Genomic DNA, 18,759 nt, shown 5'->3' with positions numbered 1-18,759 from the left:
AGATGCTATTATACAATTACTCAATTTATTGTAATTATTCATCTTGATAGAATATACTATCTTAATTTTTTTTATATTTATGGCCAAACTAAATCAAGGCGAGGGGGAGCGTATATGCCAGTCAGGATACCAGATAATTTACCAGCCATAGAGCTACTAAAAAAAGAAAATATATTTGTGATGAGCGATCTTCGGGCTAACGGACAAGATATCCGTCCGATGCAAGTGCTGATCCTGAATTTAATGCCCATTAAAATTTCTACAGAGACTGATTTTATTCGATTGCTCTCGAACAATCCATTGCAAGTGGAAGTAGAATTTTTAAGACTAGATACCCATTCTTCTAAAAACACACCACAAGAGCATTTGGAATTATTTTATAAGTCTTTCTCAGAAATTCAACATAATAATTACGATGGTATGATTATTACCGGAGCTCCGGTGGAAATGATGGAATTTGAGGAAGTGAACTACTGGGAAGAAATCACAACTATTTTTGATTGGGCTAAAAAACATGTGACTTCTACCTTGTATATCTGCTGGGCTTCACAAGCGGCGCTCTACCACTTTCATGGCGTTCAAAAAACACCTTTAAAAGAGAAATTATTTGGTGTCTTCAAACATACGGTTATTGATAAAACGAATCCGTTGTTCAGAGGTTTTGATGATGAATTTTTCATTCCTCATAGTAGACATACGACCATCTTAAAATCAGAAATAGACCGTAAAGAAGAAATTTCATTGCTTTCAGAATCTCCGGAAGCTGGTGCTGCGATTTTATCGACAAGAGGAGGGAGAGAAGTTTATTTAACCGGCCATTCGGAATATGCGCCACTAACGCTGCATAGTGAATATATACGGGATATAGAAAAGGGGCTTCAGTTGGATGTTCCGGATAATTATTATCAGGACAACGATCCGAGTAAATCTCCTTTGGTGCGATGGACGGGTCATGCCAACTTGTTGTTTAACAATTGGCTAAACTATTATGTGTATCAAGAGACTCCATTTGATCTACGAGATGTAGAATCGTTAGATGAGATAAAAACATCCTAATAAAAAAAGAGTCATTTGCATCACAAATGACTCTTTATACTTTTATCCAATGCTATTTGGAGCTAATATTTTAGTTCTTCCCCAATTTTTTGGCTTCGTTCCAATAGACGTCCATTTCTTCAAGTGTCATATCCTGTAATCGTTTTCCACTTTCTGAAGCTTTTTGTTCCAAGTAAGTAAACCGGTCAATAAACTTTTTATTGGTTCGCTCCAATGCATTCTCTGGGTTAATGCCGATATGACGGGCATAATTGATTAATGAGAATAGTAAGTCTCCAAACTCACTTTCAGCTTTATCCAAATCTGCTTCTTCAGGACGTTCAATATTGTATTCCGCTTTAAACTCAGATAATTCTTCTTCTACCTTTGCCCAAACTTCTTTCTTATCTTCCCAATCAAAACCTACTCCTCGGACTTTATCCTGAATACGGTAGGCTTTTACAAGGGCAGGGAGTCCCTTAGGTACACCTGATAATACTGATTTGTTACCCTCTTTTAGTTTAAGTGTTTCCCAATTTTGCTTCACTTGCTCCTCATTATCCACGTCGATATCGCCATAAACGTGAGGGTGACGGCTGATTAACTTATCACAGATACTATTCAAAACATCTACTAGGGTAAAACGATTCTCTTCTTCTGCTATTCGGGCATAAAAAATCAAATGCATCATCACATCCCCTAATTCCTTTTTGATTTCCGGATAATCTTCGTCTAAGATAGCATCTGTCAGTTCATATAGCTCTTCTATAGTGAGGTGACGTAGTGATTGCATCGTTTGCTTCTTGTCCCAAGGACAAGCTACACGAAGCGTGTATAAAACATCTAAAAGGCGTTGAAAAGCTAAAGTTGGGGTTGACTGTGAGGCTGGGATAGGATAGCTCATATTTTTAAATAATTTGAAACAAAATTAGGGATTTAAAGTTGAAGAGAGGAAACATTATTGTTTTAATATGGCTAAGGACTTAACAATAATTTCGACACTTTTTTCCATTTCTGATTGATTCAAACTACCGAAACCAATGCGAATGGCTGAAATATCTTTCGCTTGATACAAAATGGTTTTGGGAAGAAAAAGATTTGCTTTTGCACATTCTTTGCTCAGCTGAATTAAATTAATTTCTTTCTTCCAGTTGGTCCATAAGGCTAGCCCTCCATCAGGAATATGAAAATCGACATATTCATGTAGGTCACGCGCAAGTAAATAGCTCATATAATTGCGTCGTTCTTGATATAGCTTGCTTGATTTTTTGAGATAGCGATGTATTTCCCCTTCTTCGATCAAATCGCTTAGTACCTGTTCCATGACAAAGTCCCCTTGATGATCCAATAGGTTCAATAGCTTTTGTAGTTCTGCAATTAGGTTTTCAGGAGCAACAATAAAACCTGTTCGAAACCCTGGGGCTAACGATTTTCCAAAGCTACCGGTATAGATAACCATCCCCTGATAATCAACAGCAGCCATGGGCATAAGGGGTGCCTGATCGTAATGAAAGTCATAATCGTAATCATCTTCTAGGATAGCAAAACCATACTTCGAAGCTAATTCCAATACAGCAGATCTTCTTTGCGGACTCAATGTTACTGTTGTTGGATAATGGTGATGGGGAGTCAGATACAGTAACCTAATGTTTTGGGTTTGACAAATTTGTTCCAGTGCTTCTATGCTAATTCCTTCCTCATCAACTGGAATTGATTTTATCTTAGCTCCAGCTTGTTGGAAAATCATATTGGTTGCAAAATAGCTCGGTTGACCAACGATAACCAGATCATTTGGTTGCAATAGTGTCTGTGTAATCACAAAGATGCTTAATTCTACCGATCGTGTTATCAACAGGTTCTTTGGTTGGATATGCAACCCTCTGCTTTGATTTAAAAAATTACATAATTGCTCGCGAAAAGTAGCTGGCCTTCCTTGATGTGTATAGCCAAGGTATTTCGCATTTTTTTTTCGTTTAAGATTTGCCGTGTAAAATTTGGAAAGTTGTTGCAAAGGGGATAGTCTGCTGTCGGGAATACCATCATCCAGTTTTAAGGAACAGGTATTGGATTCAAATGGATCTTCTAAGATGGTACTTTTTTCAAAATCATAACCTGTATGAACAGCATATTGGTTTTGAAATGACAGGTCAATGGGTTCACTATTCTTTTTTGCTTTGCTGGTATTTTTGAGCACATAGGATCCGATATTCGCTTTAATCGCTATCCAACCTTGTGCTTCGAGTTCTTGGAAAGCAGCGACCACCGTATTACGGTGGATAGATAAAGCTTGCGCGAGCTGACGGCTCCCTGGAAGCTTTGTCCCTACGGGTATAAAGCCGCGTTGAATGGCTTGAATAATTTGTTGTGCCAATTGCACATAGATGGAAGTTTGATCCTTTCTATTTAAGTTGATAAAACTATTAAATGGAATTTGACCCGGACTACTCATGTGTTGCCTATATTGAAAATATTAATAGTCCGGAAAGTTAAGGATTATTACTTTACTGCTGGAGTTTTTTAATAACTTTTCGAACACGTGCTTTTTTAGATTCTTTTTCGATTGTATCCAATCGGGAAGTCAAACTGTTTACAAATTCAGCTTGATATTCCTTAGGAATAAATAAAAAAGCTTGTTCCGCATACATGGGAAGCTGGTTGGTCGGACATTTTAGCAATTGTTCATTTAATAAATGAAATACCTGATCATATTTTTGAAGGGATAGGTATTTAATCAATATGGAAATGCATTTATCCATTGTAATGACAGAACCTTGCTCGGCAACGGTTATCAGTTGTGGTAATACAGGATAAATAACGTCGTGTTTTAACAAAAGAATAGTATCAAGTGCTGTCATGGCACCCCATTGCATGCGATTATTGGTACTGCTTAAAAGAGAGATAAAATCTAAATGAAAGGGAGCTATTAAATCGGGGGATACAGCGCCAATTTCGTACAATACTTTGATGCTATCTTGTTGAATATTTTTATTTTTCCCCTTCAAGAGTGCGATTAAATCTTGAATGGCTTGTGCGTCTTGTTCACTAACAATTTGTTTTGCCAAATCTTGGTTTGGCAATTCATCTCTTCTTCCTAAAGTTGTGGCTAAATGGTCTATTACATTCATAATTTCCGATAATCAATGGATTTCTGATAAAGATAATAATATGGTCTAAACTATGCACAACCCGTTAGAACTTTCTGTATTTTTGCGCTTTCAATAGCATCAACATGAACGCACTACTTCGATATTTAAATCCACATGGTAAAATCAATTATAGCGTAGAAATTTTAGCTGGATTGACAGTAGCAATGACCATGATTCCCGAATCGTTATCATTTGCTATTCTCGCTGGTTTATCACCTTTAACAGGTTTGTACGCTGCTTTTATGATGGGGTTGATCACTGCTATACTAGGTGGGCGACCTGGAATGATTTCAGGTGGAGCGGGAGCAACTATTGTGACGCTGATTGCCTTGATTCAGATGCATGGAATCGAGTATTTATTTGCTACTGTGGTATTGGCAGGTATTTTACAGTTTTTAGTAGGTGCTTTGAAGCTTGGAAAGTTTGTGCGATTGATTCCACAACCTGTTATGTATGGCTTCCTTAATGGTTTAGCTGTTATTATCTTTATGTCTCAGGTAGAGCAGTTTAAATGGGTTGATGCTTCAGGTGTCAGTCATTGGTTATCGGGTTCGACGGGGTATATTATGTTGGGTTTAACATTATTCGCGGCGGTTGTGGTTTATGCATTTCCTAAACTTTCAAAAGCTATTCCTGCTTCATTAGTGGCTATTTTTGCTACTTTTCTTTTGGTATACATTTTTAAAATTGATACGAAAACCGTTGGAGATATTGCTTCTGTTAAAGGGAGTTTACCGAGTTTTAATATCCCAACCATTCCTTTGAATTGGGAATCACTAACCATTATTTTTCCATTTGCATTGGTTATGGCTGCTGTTGGTCTGATTGAATCTTTGCTAACACTATCAATGGTGGATGAGATTACCAGTACGAAAGGTCATGCGAATCGGGAAGCTATGGCGCAAGGGACAGCGAATTTCGTAAATGGCTTTTTTGGAGGTATGGGTGGTTGTGCGATGGTCGCACAAACATTGGTTAATATCAATGCGGGTTCCAGATCTCGTTTATCGGGAATTATAGGTGCTTTAACTATTCTTGCAATTATTCTTGTCGCTTCACCATTTATAGAACGGATACCAATGGCTGCTTTAGTAGGTGTTATGATGGTTGTTGCTATTGGAACATTTCAATGGGTTTCTTTTCGAATTATTAACAAAATGCCGAAATCTGATATTTTCGTTGGTGTGCTTGTCGCATTGATTACCATTGTTTTGCATAATTTGGCTTTAGCAGTGTTAGTCGGTGTCATCATTTCTGCTTTGGTATTTGCTTGGGATAATGCAAAACGCATTCGTGCTCGAAAAACAACGGATGAACAGGGGAATAAGGTATATGAAATCTACGGTCCGCTATTCTTTGGTTCGGTTACCGGATTTTTAGAAAAGTTTGATATTGATGATGATCCCGAAAAAGTGATTATCGATTTTAAAGAGAGTAAAATAACAGATATGAGTGCTATAGATGCGGTTAATAAACTGGCTAGCCGATATGAATCTCAATCGAAAATTGTTCATTTAAGACATTTAAGTCCTGATTGTATGGCTATACTAAAAAAAGCCAATAGTCCCGTACAAATAGAAATTTCTGAAGAGGATCCGACATATAAAGTTATGCCAAAATAAATTTTTTCTACTGACAAACTGTTGTCAATGACTAGCCTACTTTTGTTATATAAATCAAATCATAAAAGACATGAACACGATAGCAGTTATTACAAAAGAGGAATTATTGAAGTATTGGTTGGGACATCGAAATCTAACCAAAAGAGTAATTGAAAAGTTTCCTGAAGATAAACTATTCACTTTTTCATTGGCTAATATGCGCACATTTGGTGAGATGGCTAATGAATTGATAGCGATTGCCGTACCAGGGTTAACAGGTATTGTGAATCAGACGGTAGAAGCTTATGGCGAAAAGAATAGTTACAATACAAAAGTTGAAATTTTAGCGATATGGGATCAACATACAGAGGAGCTGAAACAATTATGGGCACAACTTCAGGAAGAAGATTTTCATAAGACCTTTAATCTGTTTGGTCAATATGAATTTCCCATTATTGATAACATTCTATATTTTATAGATAATGAAATTCACCACCGTGGACAGGGTTATGTGTACTTGAGGGCATTAGGAATCGAACCTCCTTTTTTCTGGGAACGCTAAACTTAAACGACCATAAATGAAATAACAAGCGTATTGTCACTATGGAAGACTGAACAGGTATTGAAATAGTGCTATCGTTTTGGAGTTAAAGAACTTATGTGTATGCTTTTGTTAAAATAGGAGAAGACCTGATCTGTTATCAGGTCTTCTTTTTTATTCTAAACGTAATAGTTGTAATTGGAGTAATTCTTTTACTTTTTCTTTTAATGCTTTTGGGCTGATGATATCTGCATGATCTCCAAACATCATAAACCATCTCGCAAAGCCCATATGAACATTTTTGACATCAAAGACCATCTTGACTTTTCCATTTTTTATCGTTTCCTCTTGGAAGCCGAAATATTTCCTTTCCCAATGTAAATAATGGGCAAATTGTTGATCAACTTGAATGATGACACGTGTGCGTTCCACTTCTACTTCTCTTTCTGCTAGATACTGTTCCAGATCGGGGTGCTGTTTAAACTGTGTTTGATCTAAGATTTTTATATTGGAAATGCGATCGGTTCGAAATTGTCTGTAGTCGTTTCGAACTAAGCAAAAGGCGTAGATATACCAATGATTATTTTCATGAAAAACTCCGATAGGTTCAATTTCTCTTTGAATAGATTCTTGTTGATAAGTTGCCTGATAACTTATTTCTAATATATTTTTTTGTGCGATAGATTGAAAAAGAACGGTTAATGTATTGGGTAAGGCACTACTCAGTTGACTGTGCTGATTGGATTTCATGACAACATGTTTATCAATCGTCTCCATCCAATCTTTATCAGCACTACGCACGATGGATTTTAATTTATAGAGTGCAGCGGAAAAATGATTTTTCAATTCCTGATCGATAAATTTATATACGAGCTTTTCAGCAGCAACAAAGCTTGTGATTTCAGCTTTAGAAAACATCATGGGTGGTATTTTATACCCTTCTACAAGTTCGTAACCTACTCCAGCTTCACCAATAATCGGTATACCAGCAGCAATTAAACTTTTAATATCCCGATAAATCGTTCTTAAGCTTACCTCAAAACGCTCAGCCAATTCCTGTGCTTTTATTGTTTTTTTTGATTGTAGCTGGATTAAAATTGCAAGTATACGATCAAATCTATTGAGTGGTTCCACTGTTAAAAGTTCTTTTTAATGCGATTGAATTTGACTTTAAGATATAGAATAAATTTTAATTAATCTATTCAAATCGTATTTTCATTCATGCTTTACCTTCACGTTTTTTGAGCCTATATTATTTCTTTTATTCCGTTTTATTTTTTCCATTGGATTTTTCAAGATCTTCAATAATTGCAGCTGCATAATCTTCGCCATTCAGTTCTGATGCTTGGAGTAATGCTCCAGGACTAAAGACATTGATCTCCATTATTTTATCATCAATGATGTCTAATCCTACGAAGTACATACCATCTTGTATGAGTTTTTCAGCAACCTTTTCCACCATTTGAAGCATTTCAGGGCTGATGACAGCTTTTTGAGCCTTGGCTCCTTGATGGATATTGCTTCTGATTTCGCCAGTAGATTGTACACGATGGACGCTTGCGTACTTTCCGTTCCGGATTAATGGTTTTCCATTGAGTAGGAAGAAACGAATATCTCCATACTGCGCTTTTGGGAGGTATTCCTGCGCGATTAAATAGCCGTCTCGACAGATCACTTCCACAATTTGTTTGAGGTTTTTACTTTCTTGCTTATTGACCAGAAATACGTTCTTACCACCAGATCCTTTTAATGGTTTTAGGATAATTTCATGATGCTGCTCCTCAAAAAATTGTTTGACATCATCATAACTTCGGGTCACGATGGTACGGGGACGAATTTCTTCAGGGAAATTCTCCAGATAAAGCTTGTTTTCTGCATCAACGAGTGCACGGGGATCATTGAGTACGCGTACACCAAGTTTTTGCGCCAGTTGTGCAAATTGCAATCCCATTGCCGCAGCCCAAGGTCTATTAATCATGTCAAGAACAGGATCAAATCGGAGCCAAAGGACATCAAAATCATCCATAAACACACGTTCTTTGCTGGTGGACTTAAGGGCATCTATCAATTGTTGAGTGTCAGCAATATTGCCTATCTGACGTATGATTCGAGCATGAGCGGCGATCTTGTCGTGATCAAGATAGACAAAATCTGCCAAACCAATATAATAGACGGAATGACCACGTTGGAGGGCACTATAGGCTAATAATGTTGTCGTAAAACCAGCTTTTTCTTTGTGGGTTTGATTGATAACAAATGCGATTTTCATAGGATCGTATGTTAATAATTGGAAAGGTTGAAAATATTATCTCCTGATTTTATTCTTTCTAAATTCGCTATATAAGGATCTGATAAGTAACGTGGTTTCAAGATAGGGTTACGTAGAAGACCTCTTTGTGTTAATTCTTTTACGATGGGGATATAATCTTCTCTGATCTTGCCAATAAGAAGCGTAGAGAGATCTCTTCCTTCTCGAATGTAGGTAATGATGCTCATCAATCCCTTGAGATACAGGGCATCCTTGGTAAAACCTCCTCCTCGATATACACGTGTACAGATGTGAAAAGCTGTTTCTTCAATAAAATGATATTGATCAACCAATAAGAAGAATGTATCGCTGAAATTATGACCGGCTAACATATGATGTACGGCAACCACTCGAGCAGCAATAATACGCAATCGCTCTGCACTGAGTTCATTGACCATATATTCTGAGAATACAGCGAGTCCTTCCTGCAATTGTTCATAACCCGGTACACCAAGGCTGAAAAGTTTAAAAGGTTGTGACTTCCCATTAAAGTAGGTGACAATGTGTGTCCCGACTTCATGCTGTATCAGGGCAATTGCCCTGGATTCTTCTATTTCATAGTACTTACTGATATTCAGAACGCCACGATTGACCATGATACCTGTAATATCTTCTCGAATCCGAACACCAGTCTCCAAAGAAGGGAGCTGTAGTCTTAAGTATTGTAATTCTTCTTTTGCTAGCTTGGCAAATTCGGTGGCGTTGATGAGTTTTTTAGGAGGGGTAGATTTTCTTCCAACATGTTCGTACACGAATAATATGGCTTTTGCTGTTTCCAATAAATGATCATTGACATTGCCAAAAACCTGTAGACTACCAAGCAAAAATCCTTCATTACCTCGATCGATGAGCATGGTCATCATGGCGTCCAATTCTTTTCGTTTGTCTCTAAAAAGATAAGCGATCGTTGGATCATCGATATCTTCTATCTGCAAATTATATAAATTACGCTTGACCAATTCGGGATCTATCGGCATGGGTCTGTACCGAAATTTCGGAGATTTCAGAAATTTATCTTTTTTAAATTGTAACCAAGCTTCACGAGCGTTTAAGGGACTGACTAACAACAAAAAATCAAACTTTTGACTTTCAGCGGCTAAACTTTGATCAATTTCCAGAACAAGGGGTTGCAGTTCTGTGGTTTTTAACATTCTGAATTGCGAGACTTTTAAAGAAGTATGCAGACGTACAAATTCTAAAAAACTCTTTCGTAAGCTTTTTGTAAATAGATCTCGGTAATTCCTGAGAATAAGAGGATAAACCGTCCCTGATACTGTATCTAAGTAATGCGGTTTGATCGCTATTCCCATGTAAAGCAATTGTTTGAATTCCGCTGCTAACAGATTGATAATCGGAGATGTTTCAGGAGGTTTTGGTGATTTAGCATCCTTTTTAATTTCACTTGTTAAACCTAGGTTTTGCTCATCGGTTTTAAAATCTTTGATAAATTTTTGAGCAACTGATAAGGCTGATTTTTGTGAAATATGAATGGTGACATCAGCCTCCATGTCTTTATCTTGCCAAATTTCTATCAGTTGGCAGGCTCCAAATTCATCAATAAGTTGTCGAATAATAGGAGTAATAACCGCAGTAAAGTCCAGATCAGATTCTTTGCCTACCAGTGAGCAGGTTTCTGATTTAGCTAAATTGGATATCATCTGATCTTTCCCACCAGTAGGTATCCGATAAATCAAAAGTAATGGACTGATGCGTTTAAGAACAAGTTTACTATCTTTCGAAAACTGGATATGAACGGGTTCTTTTTGTATGATGGATGTAACTGCTTTTGCTATTGCTTTACTTGGATCCATAATGATGTTGATAGCTTTGTTTTATGAAAGATAGGGAAGAGTGTAATAATTTTCTAAGCGCTTCGACATGGTTGAGATTTGGAATCCCTGTCCATTCATTCATAAAATCTTTTCTAAATTCAATTGATAGGACACAACCTTTTTGTCCATATTTACTGGTAATCCATTGAGAAAGATAACCACCTGAGAATTTCACATTTTCTCGTACATCAATGGATTGTCCGTTAATGTTGTTCTCTGTCAGATATTTCATAAATGTGTCGATCAGCGGTCTCCAAATACCTTTGTTATGGATAGTTCCAATATTTATCTGCGGATTCGCGTTAGTATCAATAGTCTCATCAGGACCTAAGCGTTTGGCATTATAGCTATGAATATCATAAATGATAAAATAACCATAACGTTGAATGCTTTTTTCGATAACAGAGGACAGTACTTTTTGGATATAGCGATAGGAGTGACGGATTTGTTCTATCATTGTTTTAGAAGGTGTTTCTCTCCATACGTGTAGACCCCAAGCTTGATCGGGCCGTAGGTAAACGGAATCTTGAATAGGTCTGTTGAGATCGACTTGGAACCTGGATGTTTTAACAATGAACCGATTGGTACCAATATCCGTTAATAATCCTGTAAAGGGGTCTTCTTCTCTTCGTCGTTCTGATGCTGAAAGGTTCATGAAAGGAGCAAGTTGATCCGCTAGTTGATGTCCATCGTGGATGGCCAATGCGAGGACTGGTCCACCTTTTTCTTCTAAAACATAATGTATTTCCATATGTATATTCGCTTAAATAAGTAGATCGTATAGGATTAACAATTGGGTCGGTAAATAGTTTGATGGGCAGACAATAATGGGAGAAGGATGAACTAATTGCCATCAGGCTTGTTATTAAGGTCATGGCTTTAATAACATTTACAAATAGAGGTATTTATTGCAAACAGGGTGACTTTTATATTGATCCTTGGTTGCCCGTTGATTATGCTGTAACGACGCATGGACATGCTGATCATGTTCGGTGGGGAAACAAATACTACCTATGCCACCATTTAACCAAGGCTATTATTAAGTGTAGAATTAGTGAAGATCTGGTTGTCGAATCATTAGCTTATGGGGAAACAGTTGTCAGAAATGGTGTGCAAATTTCTTTTCATCCCGCTGGTCATGTAATTGGTTCAGCGCAAGTTCGTTTGGCTTATAAAGGGGAGGTTTGTGTTATTTCTGGGGATTATAAAATCGAGTACGATGGCATCAGTACCGCTTTTGAACCCGTTAAGTGCCATACTTTTGTTTCGGAGAGTACCTTTGGTCTTCCTATTTACAATTGGTTGCCTCAGGAAAATATAATTGCGGATATCAAACAATGGGCGACACAGAATCAAGTGGATCATAAAACCACAGTTCTGATTGCTTATAGTTTGGGAAAAGCACAACGGCTACTGCAAAATTTAGCTGGACATATGCCGATCTATGTGCATAATAGTATTGCTCGATTAAATGAAGCGATTGAACATGCTGGTGTTCCACTACCTTTTCATACAAAAATAACCGCAGAGATGAGTAAAGATGAATTGCAGGGCGGTATTTTAATTGTTCCACCAGCGATGCAGGATACCAAGTGGATCAAGAGTTTACATACAGCAGCTGTAGGTGTATGTTCCGGATGGATGCAAGTGCGATCGCACCGGAGATGGCAAAGTGCTGATGCAGGTTTTGCTTTAAGTGATCATGCTGATTGGAATGGTCTGACAAGTGCAATTCGTGCAACAGGAGCGGAAAAAGTATATGTCACACATGGCTTTACCTCTGTTTTTGCACGTTATTTATCAGAAATCGGTATCTCTGCTGAAGCTGTCTCAACCCAGTTTGGGACAGAGGAAGATGAAGGAGAAATGGCAGGGAAGGAGGTTGCTTCTTGAAACGTTTTACAGCATTAATTTCAAAACTTGAACAAAGCAATAAGACCAATGATAAATTAGCTGCGTTGGCTCAATACTTTTCCGAAGCCGATGATGCAGACAAGGTATGGGTAATTGCTTTATTTACAGGTAAAAAACCAAAGAGAACGATTAAATCTTCGCTATTGAAAGAATGGATTATCGAAATTACAGGTCTACCTGAATGGTTATTCACAGAAAGCTATCATAATGTCGGTGATCTCAGTGAAACCATAGCCCTGTTATTGCCACTCGCAACTTCAGATTCTGACATTCCTTTGCATCACTGGATAAGAGGTTTACAAGATTTAACAACGAGCACGGATGAGGAAAAAAGATCGTTTGTACGAACTGCTTGGGGCATGCTCAATACGCAGGAACGTTTTGTTTTTAATAAATTAATTTCAGGAAATTTTAGAATTGGTGTATCTGCCAAGAATTTGATTCTTGCTTTAGCTAAATTAACCCATTTAGATAGTAATCACATCACCCATAGCATCATGGGGAAGTGGGATCCCGACAAAATAAGCTATTCAGATTTGATGGATGGGGTACATGTCAATACGGATAGCTCTTGGCCTTATCCTTTTTGTCTGGCAAATCCTTTGGAGGTTCCTGTACAGGAGTTAGGATCAATTTCTGATTGGCAAGCAGAGTGGAAATGGGATGGCATCAGAGGACAAATTATTAAGCGGAATGATGAATTATTTATTTGGTCTCGTGGTGAAGAACTGGTGACCGATCAATTCCCTGAATTACATATTGCATTGACAGGCTTACCTAATGGAACGGTCATCGATGGCGAAATATTAGCGATGCGTCAGGATGAAGTTTTATCTTTTAGTACGTTACAGCAACGGTTAAATAGAAAAAACGTTCTTAAAAAGCAACTTGAGCAGGCTCCCATTGCTTTTTATGCTTATGATGTGATGGAATATGGAGGTATAGATTATAGAAATGAACCGTTAAAACAGAGACGGGCTATTTTAGAACAACTATTGCCGATAGGCAATGCATTACTATGCTCACCAATTGTTCCTTTTACTTCTTGGGAATCTTTAATCGAACTTCGCAAAAAATCAAGGGATCTGAATAGCGAAGGTATCATGTTGAAACATCAAGACTCTATCTATCACAGCGGTCGGAAAAGGGGAGATTGGTGGAAATGGAAAATAGAGCCTTTTACCATAGATGCCGTTATGATCTATGCGCAGAAAGGGAGCGGGAGAAGAGCAAACTTTTTTACGGATTATACCTTCGCCGTCCGCGAGGGAGATCAATTTATTACCATCGCGAAAGCTTATTCCGGGCTTACAGATAAAGAAATTAAAGAGGTAAATAGCTTTGTTGTTAAAAATGCCATTGAAAAATTTGGTCCTGTGCGAACGGTGAAACCAGAATTGGTTTTTGAAATTGCTTTTGAGGGTATTGCTGAAAGTAAAAGACATAAAGCAGGACTAGCATTACGCTTTCCTCGGATTCTGCGCTGGCGGAGAGATAAAAAAGTGGAAGATATTAATACATTAACTGATTTGAGAAATTTATTGTTATCAACCATGAGGGATAGCGAGCGATGAAAAAAACAATTGGTTATCGAAAAGTATTGGCATGGCTCAAAAGCAATAAACGAAAACCTTTTCCTTTTCAAGAACAGGCATGGCAATCTTATTTGGAAGGATACAGTGGTTTGGTCAATGCTCCCACAGGGTTTGGGAAAACATATGCACTTTTTTTAGCCCCTATTATTGCCTATTTGAATGAAGAAAATAAGCAGAAAAAGAATAAGGAAAAACTAGGGTTGCGTTTAATTTGGATCACACCGTTACGTTCCCTGGCAAAAGATTTAGCTCGAGCAATGGAGGATGCGCTTGCGCAATTGGAGATCGATTGGCAGATTGGCGTTAGAAATGGTGATACCTCTATCTCTGAAAGGCAGAAACAAAAGAGGAATATACCGCAGGTATTATTGATTACGCCAGAGAGCCTGCATTTGCTTTTGGCCCAGAAAAATATAGATTCTTTTTTTGATGATTTACAATGCGTCGTGGCAGATGAATGGCATGAATTGTTGGGGAGTAAACGAGGGGTTATGGTTGAACTGGCTTTATCGAGAATAAAAGGAATTGTGCGGTTTCGAAAACATACAGATTTACGTATTTGGGGGATTTCGGCTACTATTGGAAATTTACAGGAAGCTTTAAATGTCCTTCAGCCTGATCATCAAACACCGAAAATCATTGTCAGATCAGATGCAGAGAAAAAAATACGTATTCAATCTATTTTCCCTGATACCGTGGAGATGTTGCCATGGGCAGGTCATTTGGGAATCAAATTAGCTGATCGGTTAATCCCGATTATCAAAAAAAGCAAAACAACTTTGGTCTTTACCAATACCAGGAGTCAAGCGGAGATCTGGTTTCAATATTTATTGAATATCTATCCTGATTTTGCTGGTCAAATAGCTATCCATCATGGTTCAATTGATTTTGAATTACGGAATTGGATTGAAGAGGCATTGCATACTGGTATTTTGAAGGTGGTGATCTGTACCTCTTCTCTGGACTTGGGTGTCGATTTTAAACCAGTGGATACTGTGGTACAAGTTGGATCACCAAAAGGAGTAGCACGGTTTTTACAACGTGCCGGAAGGAGTGGTCATTCCCCTTTTGAAACTTCAAAAATTTATTTTATGCCTACACATGCGCTCGAATTGGTTGAAATTGCGGCAATAAAAACAGCATCCAAAACACATCAAATAGAAAATAGAGAACCTTTTATCATGACTTTTGATGTTTTGGTGCAATACCTGGTCACCTTAGCGGTGGGAAATGGATTCGATGCTAACATCGTTTTTGATGAAGTTCGCCATACGTATGCTTTTCAAGAATTATTAGAAGAAGAGTTTTCGTGGTGTATGCGCTTTATTTCTCAAGGAGGGGAGAGTTTACATGCTTATCCTGAGTTTCATAAAGTTGTCCAAGATGAAGATGGACTATGGAAAGTGACGAGCAGACAAATGGCCATGCGCCATCGTCTACATATCGGTACCATTGTGAGTGATGCAATGCTGAAAGTAAAATTTATGTCGGGTGGTTATATCGGTATGATTGAAGAGTTTTTTGTGTCTAAGCTAAAACCTGGGGATCGCTTTAATTTAGCCGGTAGGGGATTGGAATTTGTTATGGTGAGAGGTATGATGGTTTTGGTCAAAAGAAGTCAGCATAAGAAGGCAATAACGCCAAGTTGGCTAGGTGGAAGGTTGCCCTTAAGCGCTAATTTAGGGGCTATTTTGCGGACTAAATATAGTCAAGTACTTACCTCATTTCAGAAAGAAGAGGAATTGACTTTTATCCGTCCATTATTTGAATTACAGGCGCAAATAACCCATGTTCCTATGGAAAACGAATTCCTTGTAGAACTTATCCAAACAAGAGAGGGTTATCATTTATTTGCCTATCCTTTTGAGGGAAGATTCGTGCATGAGATTATGGCGGCCTTAGTTGCTTATCGTATTTCAAAACTAGTTCCCATTACGTTTTCGATCGCTATGAATGACTATGGTTTTGAATTGCTAAGTGATCAGGAAATCCCTATCGATGATGCTCTGGTATATGATCTGTTTTCTCCTGATCATTTAAATGAGGATATTACAGCGAGCATCAATTCGACTGAAATGGCGAAAAGAAAGTTTAGGGATATTGCCTGTATTTCGGGTTTAGTCTTTCAGGGTTATCCTGGAAAATATTTAAAGAATAAGCAGATTCAATCGTCCTCTTCGCTCTTTTTTGATGTGTTTGCAGATTATGATAAAAACAATCTATTACTACGACAGGCGTATGATGAAACTTTTCATTATCAATTGGAGGCTCCTAGATTGCTGGCAGCTTTACAGCGGATTCAACAAAGTACGATTGTGTTAAAATTTGCACATAGATTTACACCATTTTCGTTCCCTATTAAAGTAGATAGTATGCGAGAGAGTATGAGTTCTGAGGAACTGGAAACCAGAATTGAGCGTATGAAGGCTGAAGTGTTTAAAAATTTAGATCATGATGAGCAGTATCGTAAAAAGAGGAAAAGAAATAATATTGGATAAGGAACGTGCTTTATATATTCCTTTTTATCAACTTTTAGTGATTAGCGATCTGCATTTAGGAAAGTCTGGTCATTTCAGGAAGGAGGGCTTGCAGATTCCAAAGGAAGTTTCTGAGACGGATATTCAACGGTTGGCAGTTCTTGTCAAGAAATATCAGCCGCGTACTTTATTAGTGACTGGAGATATGTTTCATCATCATTATAATTCAGATTTAGCAAGTTTTCAAGCGTGGAGATATGAAAATGCTTCATTAGCAATTATCTTGGTGAAGGGAAATCACGATCGACTTCAACTGGCTCTTTATGAAGAATTTAATGTACAGATATTCCCCAATCATTATACTATTGGTGAGTTTTGTTTTGTTCACGAAAAAGAGGATGCACCATTGGAAGATAAATATATCTTCTCTGGTCATTTGCATCCTGGTATATTAATGAAAGGGCAAGCTAGACAGCGACTGAAGTTACCCTGCTTTCTGTTTACTGCAACGTCTGCTTTACTTCCTGCATTTAGTTTGTTTACAGGCTTGTATCTCGTCAAACCGAATCCACAAGATCAGGTATTTGTGATCACTGAGAATCGGGTAGCATCTGTTAACACATTTTAGCTCTTGTTTGCTCTATATCTTGACCAAGCTATATTGAGAAAGTGCTGTTGATATGTTAAGCTATACTCTTATTGATTACCTAAATAATAAATATTTAATTTTTCAATTTTCTGAATATCAATTTCATGGACGCTGGATCAATCGCATCCATATCTATTAACTTTAAAGCCTTGACCATTTTAAGTGTCATCGTTTTATATTTTAGAAAATGCGGAGTTTTCAAATGAGATTGATATGCCTTATTACCATTGTATATTTCTACTATCCTTATTTGCGTGGAATCTTCTTTTTGATACATTGGGAAAATGGCAACGACTCCTGCTTCCAGCTTCATGGATGCTTCGGCTTCTTCTTGTAAGATCACTTTATATGCAGTCAGATGTTCTGGATATATTTCGATTTCTGATATACGTATTAGCATGTCTTTTTTTTGTGCTATAGCTTTATTATTAGCAAATAGTCCTGTCAGGAGGGTGATCAATACAAATCCTATTTTATAAAGATTACGCTGCATATTCATGTTTATTTTCATATCTTATATTTTTGATCTGCTGATATTCTAAAGATACGGACTGAAGTTGAAGGTTCGAAATATAAGAACTTCAAAAGTCTCTTCAACGCATAGAAATCCCAGAAAATCTGTGAAAGTATCAACAGTATGAATATTTACCTATTGTTTTTATCCTTATCTTTGACAGATAAATTTAATAACATGCCAAAAGAAACAAAAAAAGGATTATATCAAGGAATAATAGAAAAAGATGCAAAGGGTAATTACTTCTGTGGTCCTTATTTATTGGATTATCAGTTAGTAGAATCTAATTTTAGATTAGGTGATAAAGTTAGCATCAAAAAAATAGTTGGTAATACAAGTAGGAAGAGTTTTGAGGACTATCCTCAAAAATCCATTAAGTTCTCATTAGTTGGTGAAGACAACGATAATTAATAATTCATTTATACGAGTCTAAGTTCGATTAAAACTAGCTATTGGACTTAGACTATTATAAACAAATTTTTGAAACTATGTACCCAATCATTGTACTATTCATACTGTTAGGATTTATAATTTAGTGTTTCGTTTACATTCTCCATAAACTCCATTTGGATTTTACGGCCTCGGGTTTAATCAATTTAATTTTATTATAAAATACCAAAAAGTTTTTGTTCCAAATCGTGTAGTTTGGTGCGAACTTAAATGTAATCTCTTCATTAGAAGAAGCTATTTTTAGCTGCCAAATTCTTCTATTTGTAATGGTAATAGCTGTACCCTTTAACTCTGTTATATCGTTAAGAGGAAATGTTGCTTTTTCTCCGTATGTGTTTATCGCATAAAAGTTATCCTCATCAAAATAGAAATCCTCAGGGCTAAGCAGTTTTTTCTCAAGGCCAAAGAAAAAAGGTCTTTCAGATATGTTTTTCAATTTTCCTTTGTCATCTGTGTTGTCAAAGGGTTGATAACGAATTGTTGTATTGTTTATCGGTTTAAATTCTGAACTATATTTTTTAACAATTTCTCTTATCAACATCAATAGAAATGACATGCTAGTAATTAGTATGAATGGGATATAATAATTACTCATTGAGTTGATCGTCAGTGTCACTCCTAAAATAATAGCTGCATATAAAATAGATAGTATGATAATATTCTTTAGCATTTATGTAGCAAGCTTTATTTGTTGAAT

At 37.1% G+C, this 18,759-nt stretch carries 17 protein-coding genes; 8 read left to right on the top strand and 9 right to left on the bottom strand.

The features are described 5' to 3' along the window. The first annotated feature begins 114 nt into the window (after window positions 1–114). The gene (gene metA / locus LZQ00_RS07835) at window positions 115–1,056 is read left to right on the top strand and encodes a homoserine O-succinyltransferase (protein ID WP_234514408.1); all 942 of its coding nucleotides are present in this window, start codon (window positions 115–117) and stop codon (window positions 1,054–1,056) included. 70 nt (window positions 1,057–1,126) lie between these two features. Here metA and mazG read toward each other — a convergent pair whose 3' ends face one another. The 3 genes from mazG to LZQ00_RS07820 are packed head-to-tail and all read right to left on the bottom strand — an operon-like array spanning window position 1,127 to window position 4,160. After that, window positions 1,127–1,939: a nucleoside triphosphate pyrophosphohydrolase gene (gene mazG, locus LZQ00_RS07830; RefSeq protein WP_234514407.1), complete on the bottom strand. Its 813-nt coding sequence runs from the start codon at window positions 1,937–1,939 to the stop codon at window positions 1,127–1,129. Window positions 1,940–1,993: 54 nt separating this feature from the next. Then, entirely contained in the window at window positions 1,994–3,484 is a 1,491-nt protein-coding gene (locus LZQ00_RS07825) for a PLP-dependent aminotransferase family protein (RefSeq protein ID WP_234514406.1), read from the bottom strand. A gap of 52 nt (window positions 3,485–3,536) precedes the next feature. Continuing rightward, window positions 3,537–4,160 (bottom strand): hypothetical protein, encoded by a 624-nt coding sequence (locus LZQ00_RS07820; RefSeq protein ID WP_234514405.1) that lies wholly within the window; start codon window positions 4,158–4,160, stop codon window positions 3,537–3,539. Window positions 4,161–4,264: 104 nt separating this feature from the next. On the opposite strand from LZQ00_RS07820, the gene LZQ00_RS07815 reads away from it, so the two are divergent. Together LZQ00_RS07815 and LZQ00_RS07810 are read left to right on the top strand one after the other, a co-directional pair. Then, on the top strand, window positions 4,265–5,803 hold the full coding sequence (locus LZQ00_RS07815; protein WP_234514404.1) for a SulP family inorganic anion transporter: 1,539 nt from the start codon (window positions 4,265–4,267) through the stop codon (window positions 5,801–5,803). Between the two features lie 70 nt (window positions 5,804–5,873). Beyond that, window positions 5,874–6,344 carry a DinB family protein gene (locus LZQ00_RS07810; RefSeq protein ID WP_234514403.1) on the top strand — a complete coding sequence of 157 codons (471 nt, stop codon included), beginning with the start codon at window positions 5,874–5,876 and terminating at the stop codon, window positions 6,342–6,344. 153 nt (window positions 6,345–6,497) lie between these two features. Here LZQ00_RS07810 and LZQ00_RS07805 read toward each other — a convergent pair whose 3' ends face one another. The 4 genes from LZQ00_RS07805 to LZQ00_RS07790 all read right to left on the bottom strand — a co-directional run bounded on the left by LZQ00_RS07805 (window position 6,498) and on the right by LZQ00_RS07790 (window position 11,214). After that, window positions 6,498–7,457, bottom strand: a complete 960-nt coding sequence (locus tag LZQ00_RS07805; RefSeq protein ID WP_234514402.1) for a helix-turn-helix transcriptional regulator — start codon at window positions 7,455–7,457, stop codon at window positions 6,498–6,500. Window positions 7,458–7,584: 127 nt separating this feature from the next. After that, window positions 7,585–8,592, bottom strand: a complete 1,008-nt coding sequence (locus LZQ00_RS07800; protein WP_234514401.1) for a glutathione synthase — start codon at window positions 8,590–8,592, stop codon at window positions 7,585–7,587. 11 nt (window positions 8,593–8,603) lie between these two features. Next, complete coding sequence (locus LZQ00_RS07795; protein ID WP_234514400.1) at window positions 8,604–10,442, bottom strand: flavohemoglobin expression-modulating QEGLA motif protein; 1,839 nt, start codon at window positions 10,440–10,442, stop codon at window positions 8,604–8,606. Then, on the bottom strand, window positions 10,429–11,214 hold the full coding sequence (locus tag LZQ00_RS07790; RefSeq protein WP_234514399.1) for an N-formylglutamate amidohydrolase: 786 nt from the start codon (window positions 11,212–11,214) through the stop codon (window positions 10,429–10,431). Before LZQ00_RS07790 ends, LZQ00_RS07795 begins: the two co-directional genes overlap by 14 nt. A gap of 122 nt (window positions 11,215–11,336) precedes the next feature. Here LZQ00_RS07790 and LZQ00_RS07785 point away from each other — a divergent pair, with 122 nt between their 5' ends. From LZQ00_RS07785 to pdeM, 4 genes are read left to right on the top strand one after another with little or no spacing between them, the layout of a single operon-like run. Then, window positions 11,337–12,356 (top strand): ligase-associated DNA damage response exonuclease, encoded by a 1,020-nt coding sequence (locus LZQ00_RS07785; RefSeq protein WP_234514398.1) that lies wholly within the window; start codon window positions 11,337–11,339, stop codon window positions 12,354–12,356. Then, window positions 12,353–13,951, top strand: coding sequence for an ATP-dependent DNA ligase (locus LZQ00_RS07780; RefSeq protein WP_234514397.1), 1,599 nt, complete (start codon window positions 12,353–12,355; stop codon window positions 13,949–13,951). Before LZQ00_RS07785 ends, LZQ00_RS07780 begins: the two co-directional genes overlap by 4 nt. Next, window positions 13,948–16,470 (top strand): ligase-associated DNA damage response DEXH box helicase, encoded by a 2,523-nt coding sequence (locus tag LZQ00_RS07775; protein WP_234514396.1) that lies wholly within the window; start codon window positions 13,948–13,950, stop codon window positions 16,468–16,470. The genes LZQ00_RS07780 and LZQ00_RS07775 overlap by 4 nt, the downstream gene beginning before the upstream one ends. After that, window positions 16,424–17,077, top strand: coding sequence for a ligase-associated DNA damage response endonuclease PdeM (gene pdeM / locus LZQ00_RS07770; RefSeq protein WP_234514394.1), 654 nt, complete (start codon window positions 16,424–16,426; stop codon window positions 17,075–17,077). Before LZQ00_RS07775 ends, pdeM begins: the two co-directional genes overlap by 47 nt. A gap of 94 nt (window positions 17,078–17,171) precedes the next feature. Here the strand turns inward: pdeM and LZQ00_RS07765 are convergent, their stop codons facing one another. Then, window positions 17,172–17,609, bottom strand: coding sequence for a putative quinol monooxygenase (locus tag LZQ00_RS07765; protein WP_234514379.1), 438 nt, complete (start codon window positions 17,607–17,609; stop codon window positions 17,172–17,174). 180 nt (window positions 17,610–17,789) lie between these two features. Between LZQ00_RS07765 and LZQ00_RS07760 the strand changes: the two genes are divergently transcribed. Then, window positions 17,790–18,023, top strand: a complete 234-nt coding sequence (locus LZQ00_RS07760; protein WP_234514377.1) for a hypothetical protein — start codon at window positions 17,790–17,792, stop codon at window positions 18,021–18,023. A gap of 133 nt (window positions 18,024–18,156) precedes the next feature. On the opposite strand, the gene LZQ00_RS07755 is transcribed toward LZQ00_RS07760, so the two are convergent. After that, complete coding sequence (locus LZQ00_RS07755) at window positions 18,157–18,732, bottom strand: hypothetical protein (RefSeq protein WP_234514375.1); 576 nt, start codon at window positions 18,730–18,732, stop codon at window positions 18,157–18,159. Between the last annotated feature and the right edge of the window lie 27 nt (window positions 18,733–18,759).

The sequence above is a fragment of the Sphingobacterium sp. SRCM116780 genome (genome assembly GCF_021442025.1).
Taxonomy (GTDB): domain Bacteria; phylum Bacteroidota; class Bacteroidia; order Sphingobacteriales; family Sphingobacteriaceae; genus Sphingobacterium.
This window is presented reverse-complemented; position numbering and strand designations above follow the sequence as displayed.

What these genes read in the sequence shown, in the direction of transcription:
- metA (WP_234514408.1), top strand. Translation starts at nt 115, where the DNA reads ATGCCAGTCAGGATACCAGATAATTTACCAGCCATAGAGCTACTAAAA.
- mazG (WP_234514407.1), bottom strand. Translation starts at nt 1,939, where the DNA reads ATGAGCTATCCTATCCCAGCCTCACAGTCAACCCCAACTTTAGCTTTT.
- LZQ00_RS07825 (WP_234514406.1), bottom strand. Translation starts at nt 3,484, where the DNA reads ATGAGTAGTCCGGGTCAAATTCCATTTAATAGTTTTATCAACTTAAAT.
- LZQ00_RS07820 (WP_234514405.1), bottom strand. Translation starts at nt 4,160, where the DNA reads ATGAATGTAATAGACCATTTAGCCACAACTTTAGGAAGAAGAGATGAA.
- LZQ00_RS07815 (WP_234514404.1), top strand. Translation starts at nt 4,265, where the DNA reads ATGAACGCACTACTTCGATATTTAAATCCACATGGTAAAATCAATTAT.
- LZQ00_RS07810 (WP_234514403.1), top strand. Translation starts at nt 5,874, where the DNA reads ATGAACACGATAGCAGTTATTACAAAAGAGGAATTATTGAAGTATTGG.
- LZQ00_RS07800 (WP_234514401.1), bottom strand. Translation starts at nt 8,592, where the DNA reads ATGAAAATCGCATTTGTTATCAATCAAACCCACAAAGAAAAAGCTGGT.
- LZQ00_RS07795 (WP_234514400.1), bottom strand. Translation starts at nt 10,442, where the DNA reads ATGGATCCAAGTAAAGCAATAGCAAAAGCAGTTACATCCATCATACAA.
- LZQ00_RS07790 (WP_234514399.1), bottom strand. Translation starts at nt 11,214, where the DNA reads ATGGAAATACATTATGTTTTAGAAGAAAAAGGTGGACCAGTCCTCGCA.
- LZQ00_RS07785 (WP_234514398.1), top strand. Translation starts at nt 11,337, where the DNA reads ATGGCTTTAATAACATTTACAAATAGAGGTATTTATTGCAAACAGGGT.
- LZQ00_RS07775 (WP_234514396.1), top strand. Translation starts at nt 13,948, where the DNA reads ATGAAAAAAACAATTGGTTATCGAAAAGTATTGGCATGGCTCAAAAGC.
- pdeM (WP_234514394.1), top strand. Translation starts at nt 16,424, where the DNA reads ATGATGAGCAGTATCGTAAAAAGAGGAAAAGAAATAATATTGGATAAG.
- LZQ00_RS07765 (WP_234514379.1), bottom strand. Translation starts at nt 17,609, where the DNA reads ATGAAAATAAACATGAATATGCAGCGTAATCTTTATAAAATAGGATTT.
- LZQ00_RS07760 (WP_234514377.1), top strand. Translation starts at nt 17,790, where the DNA reads ATGCCAAAAGAAACAAAAAAAGGATTATATCAAGGAATAATAGAAAAA.
- LZQ00_RS07755 (WP_234514375.1), bottom strand. Translation starts at nt 18,732, where the DNA reads ATGCTAAAGAATATTATCATACTATCTATTTTATATGCAGCTATTATT.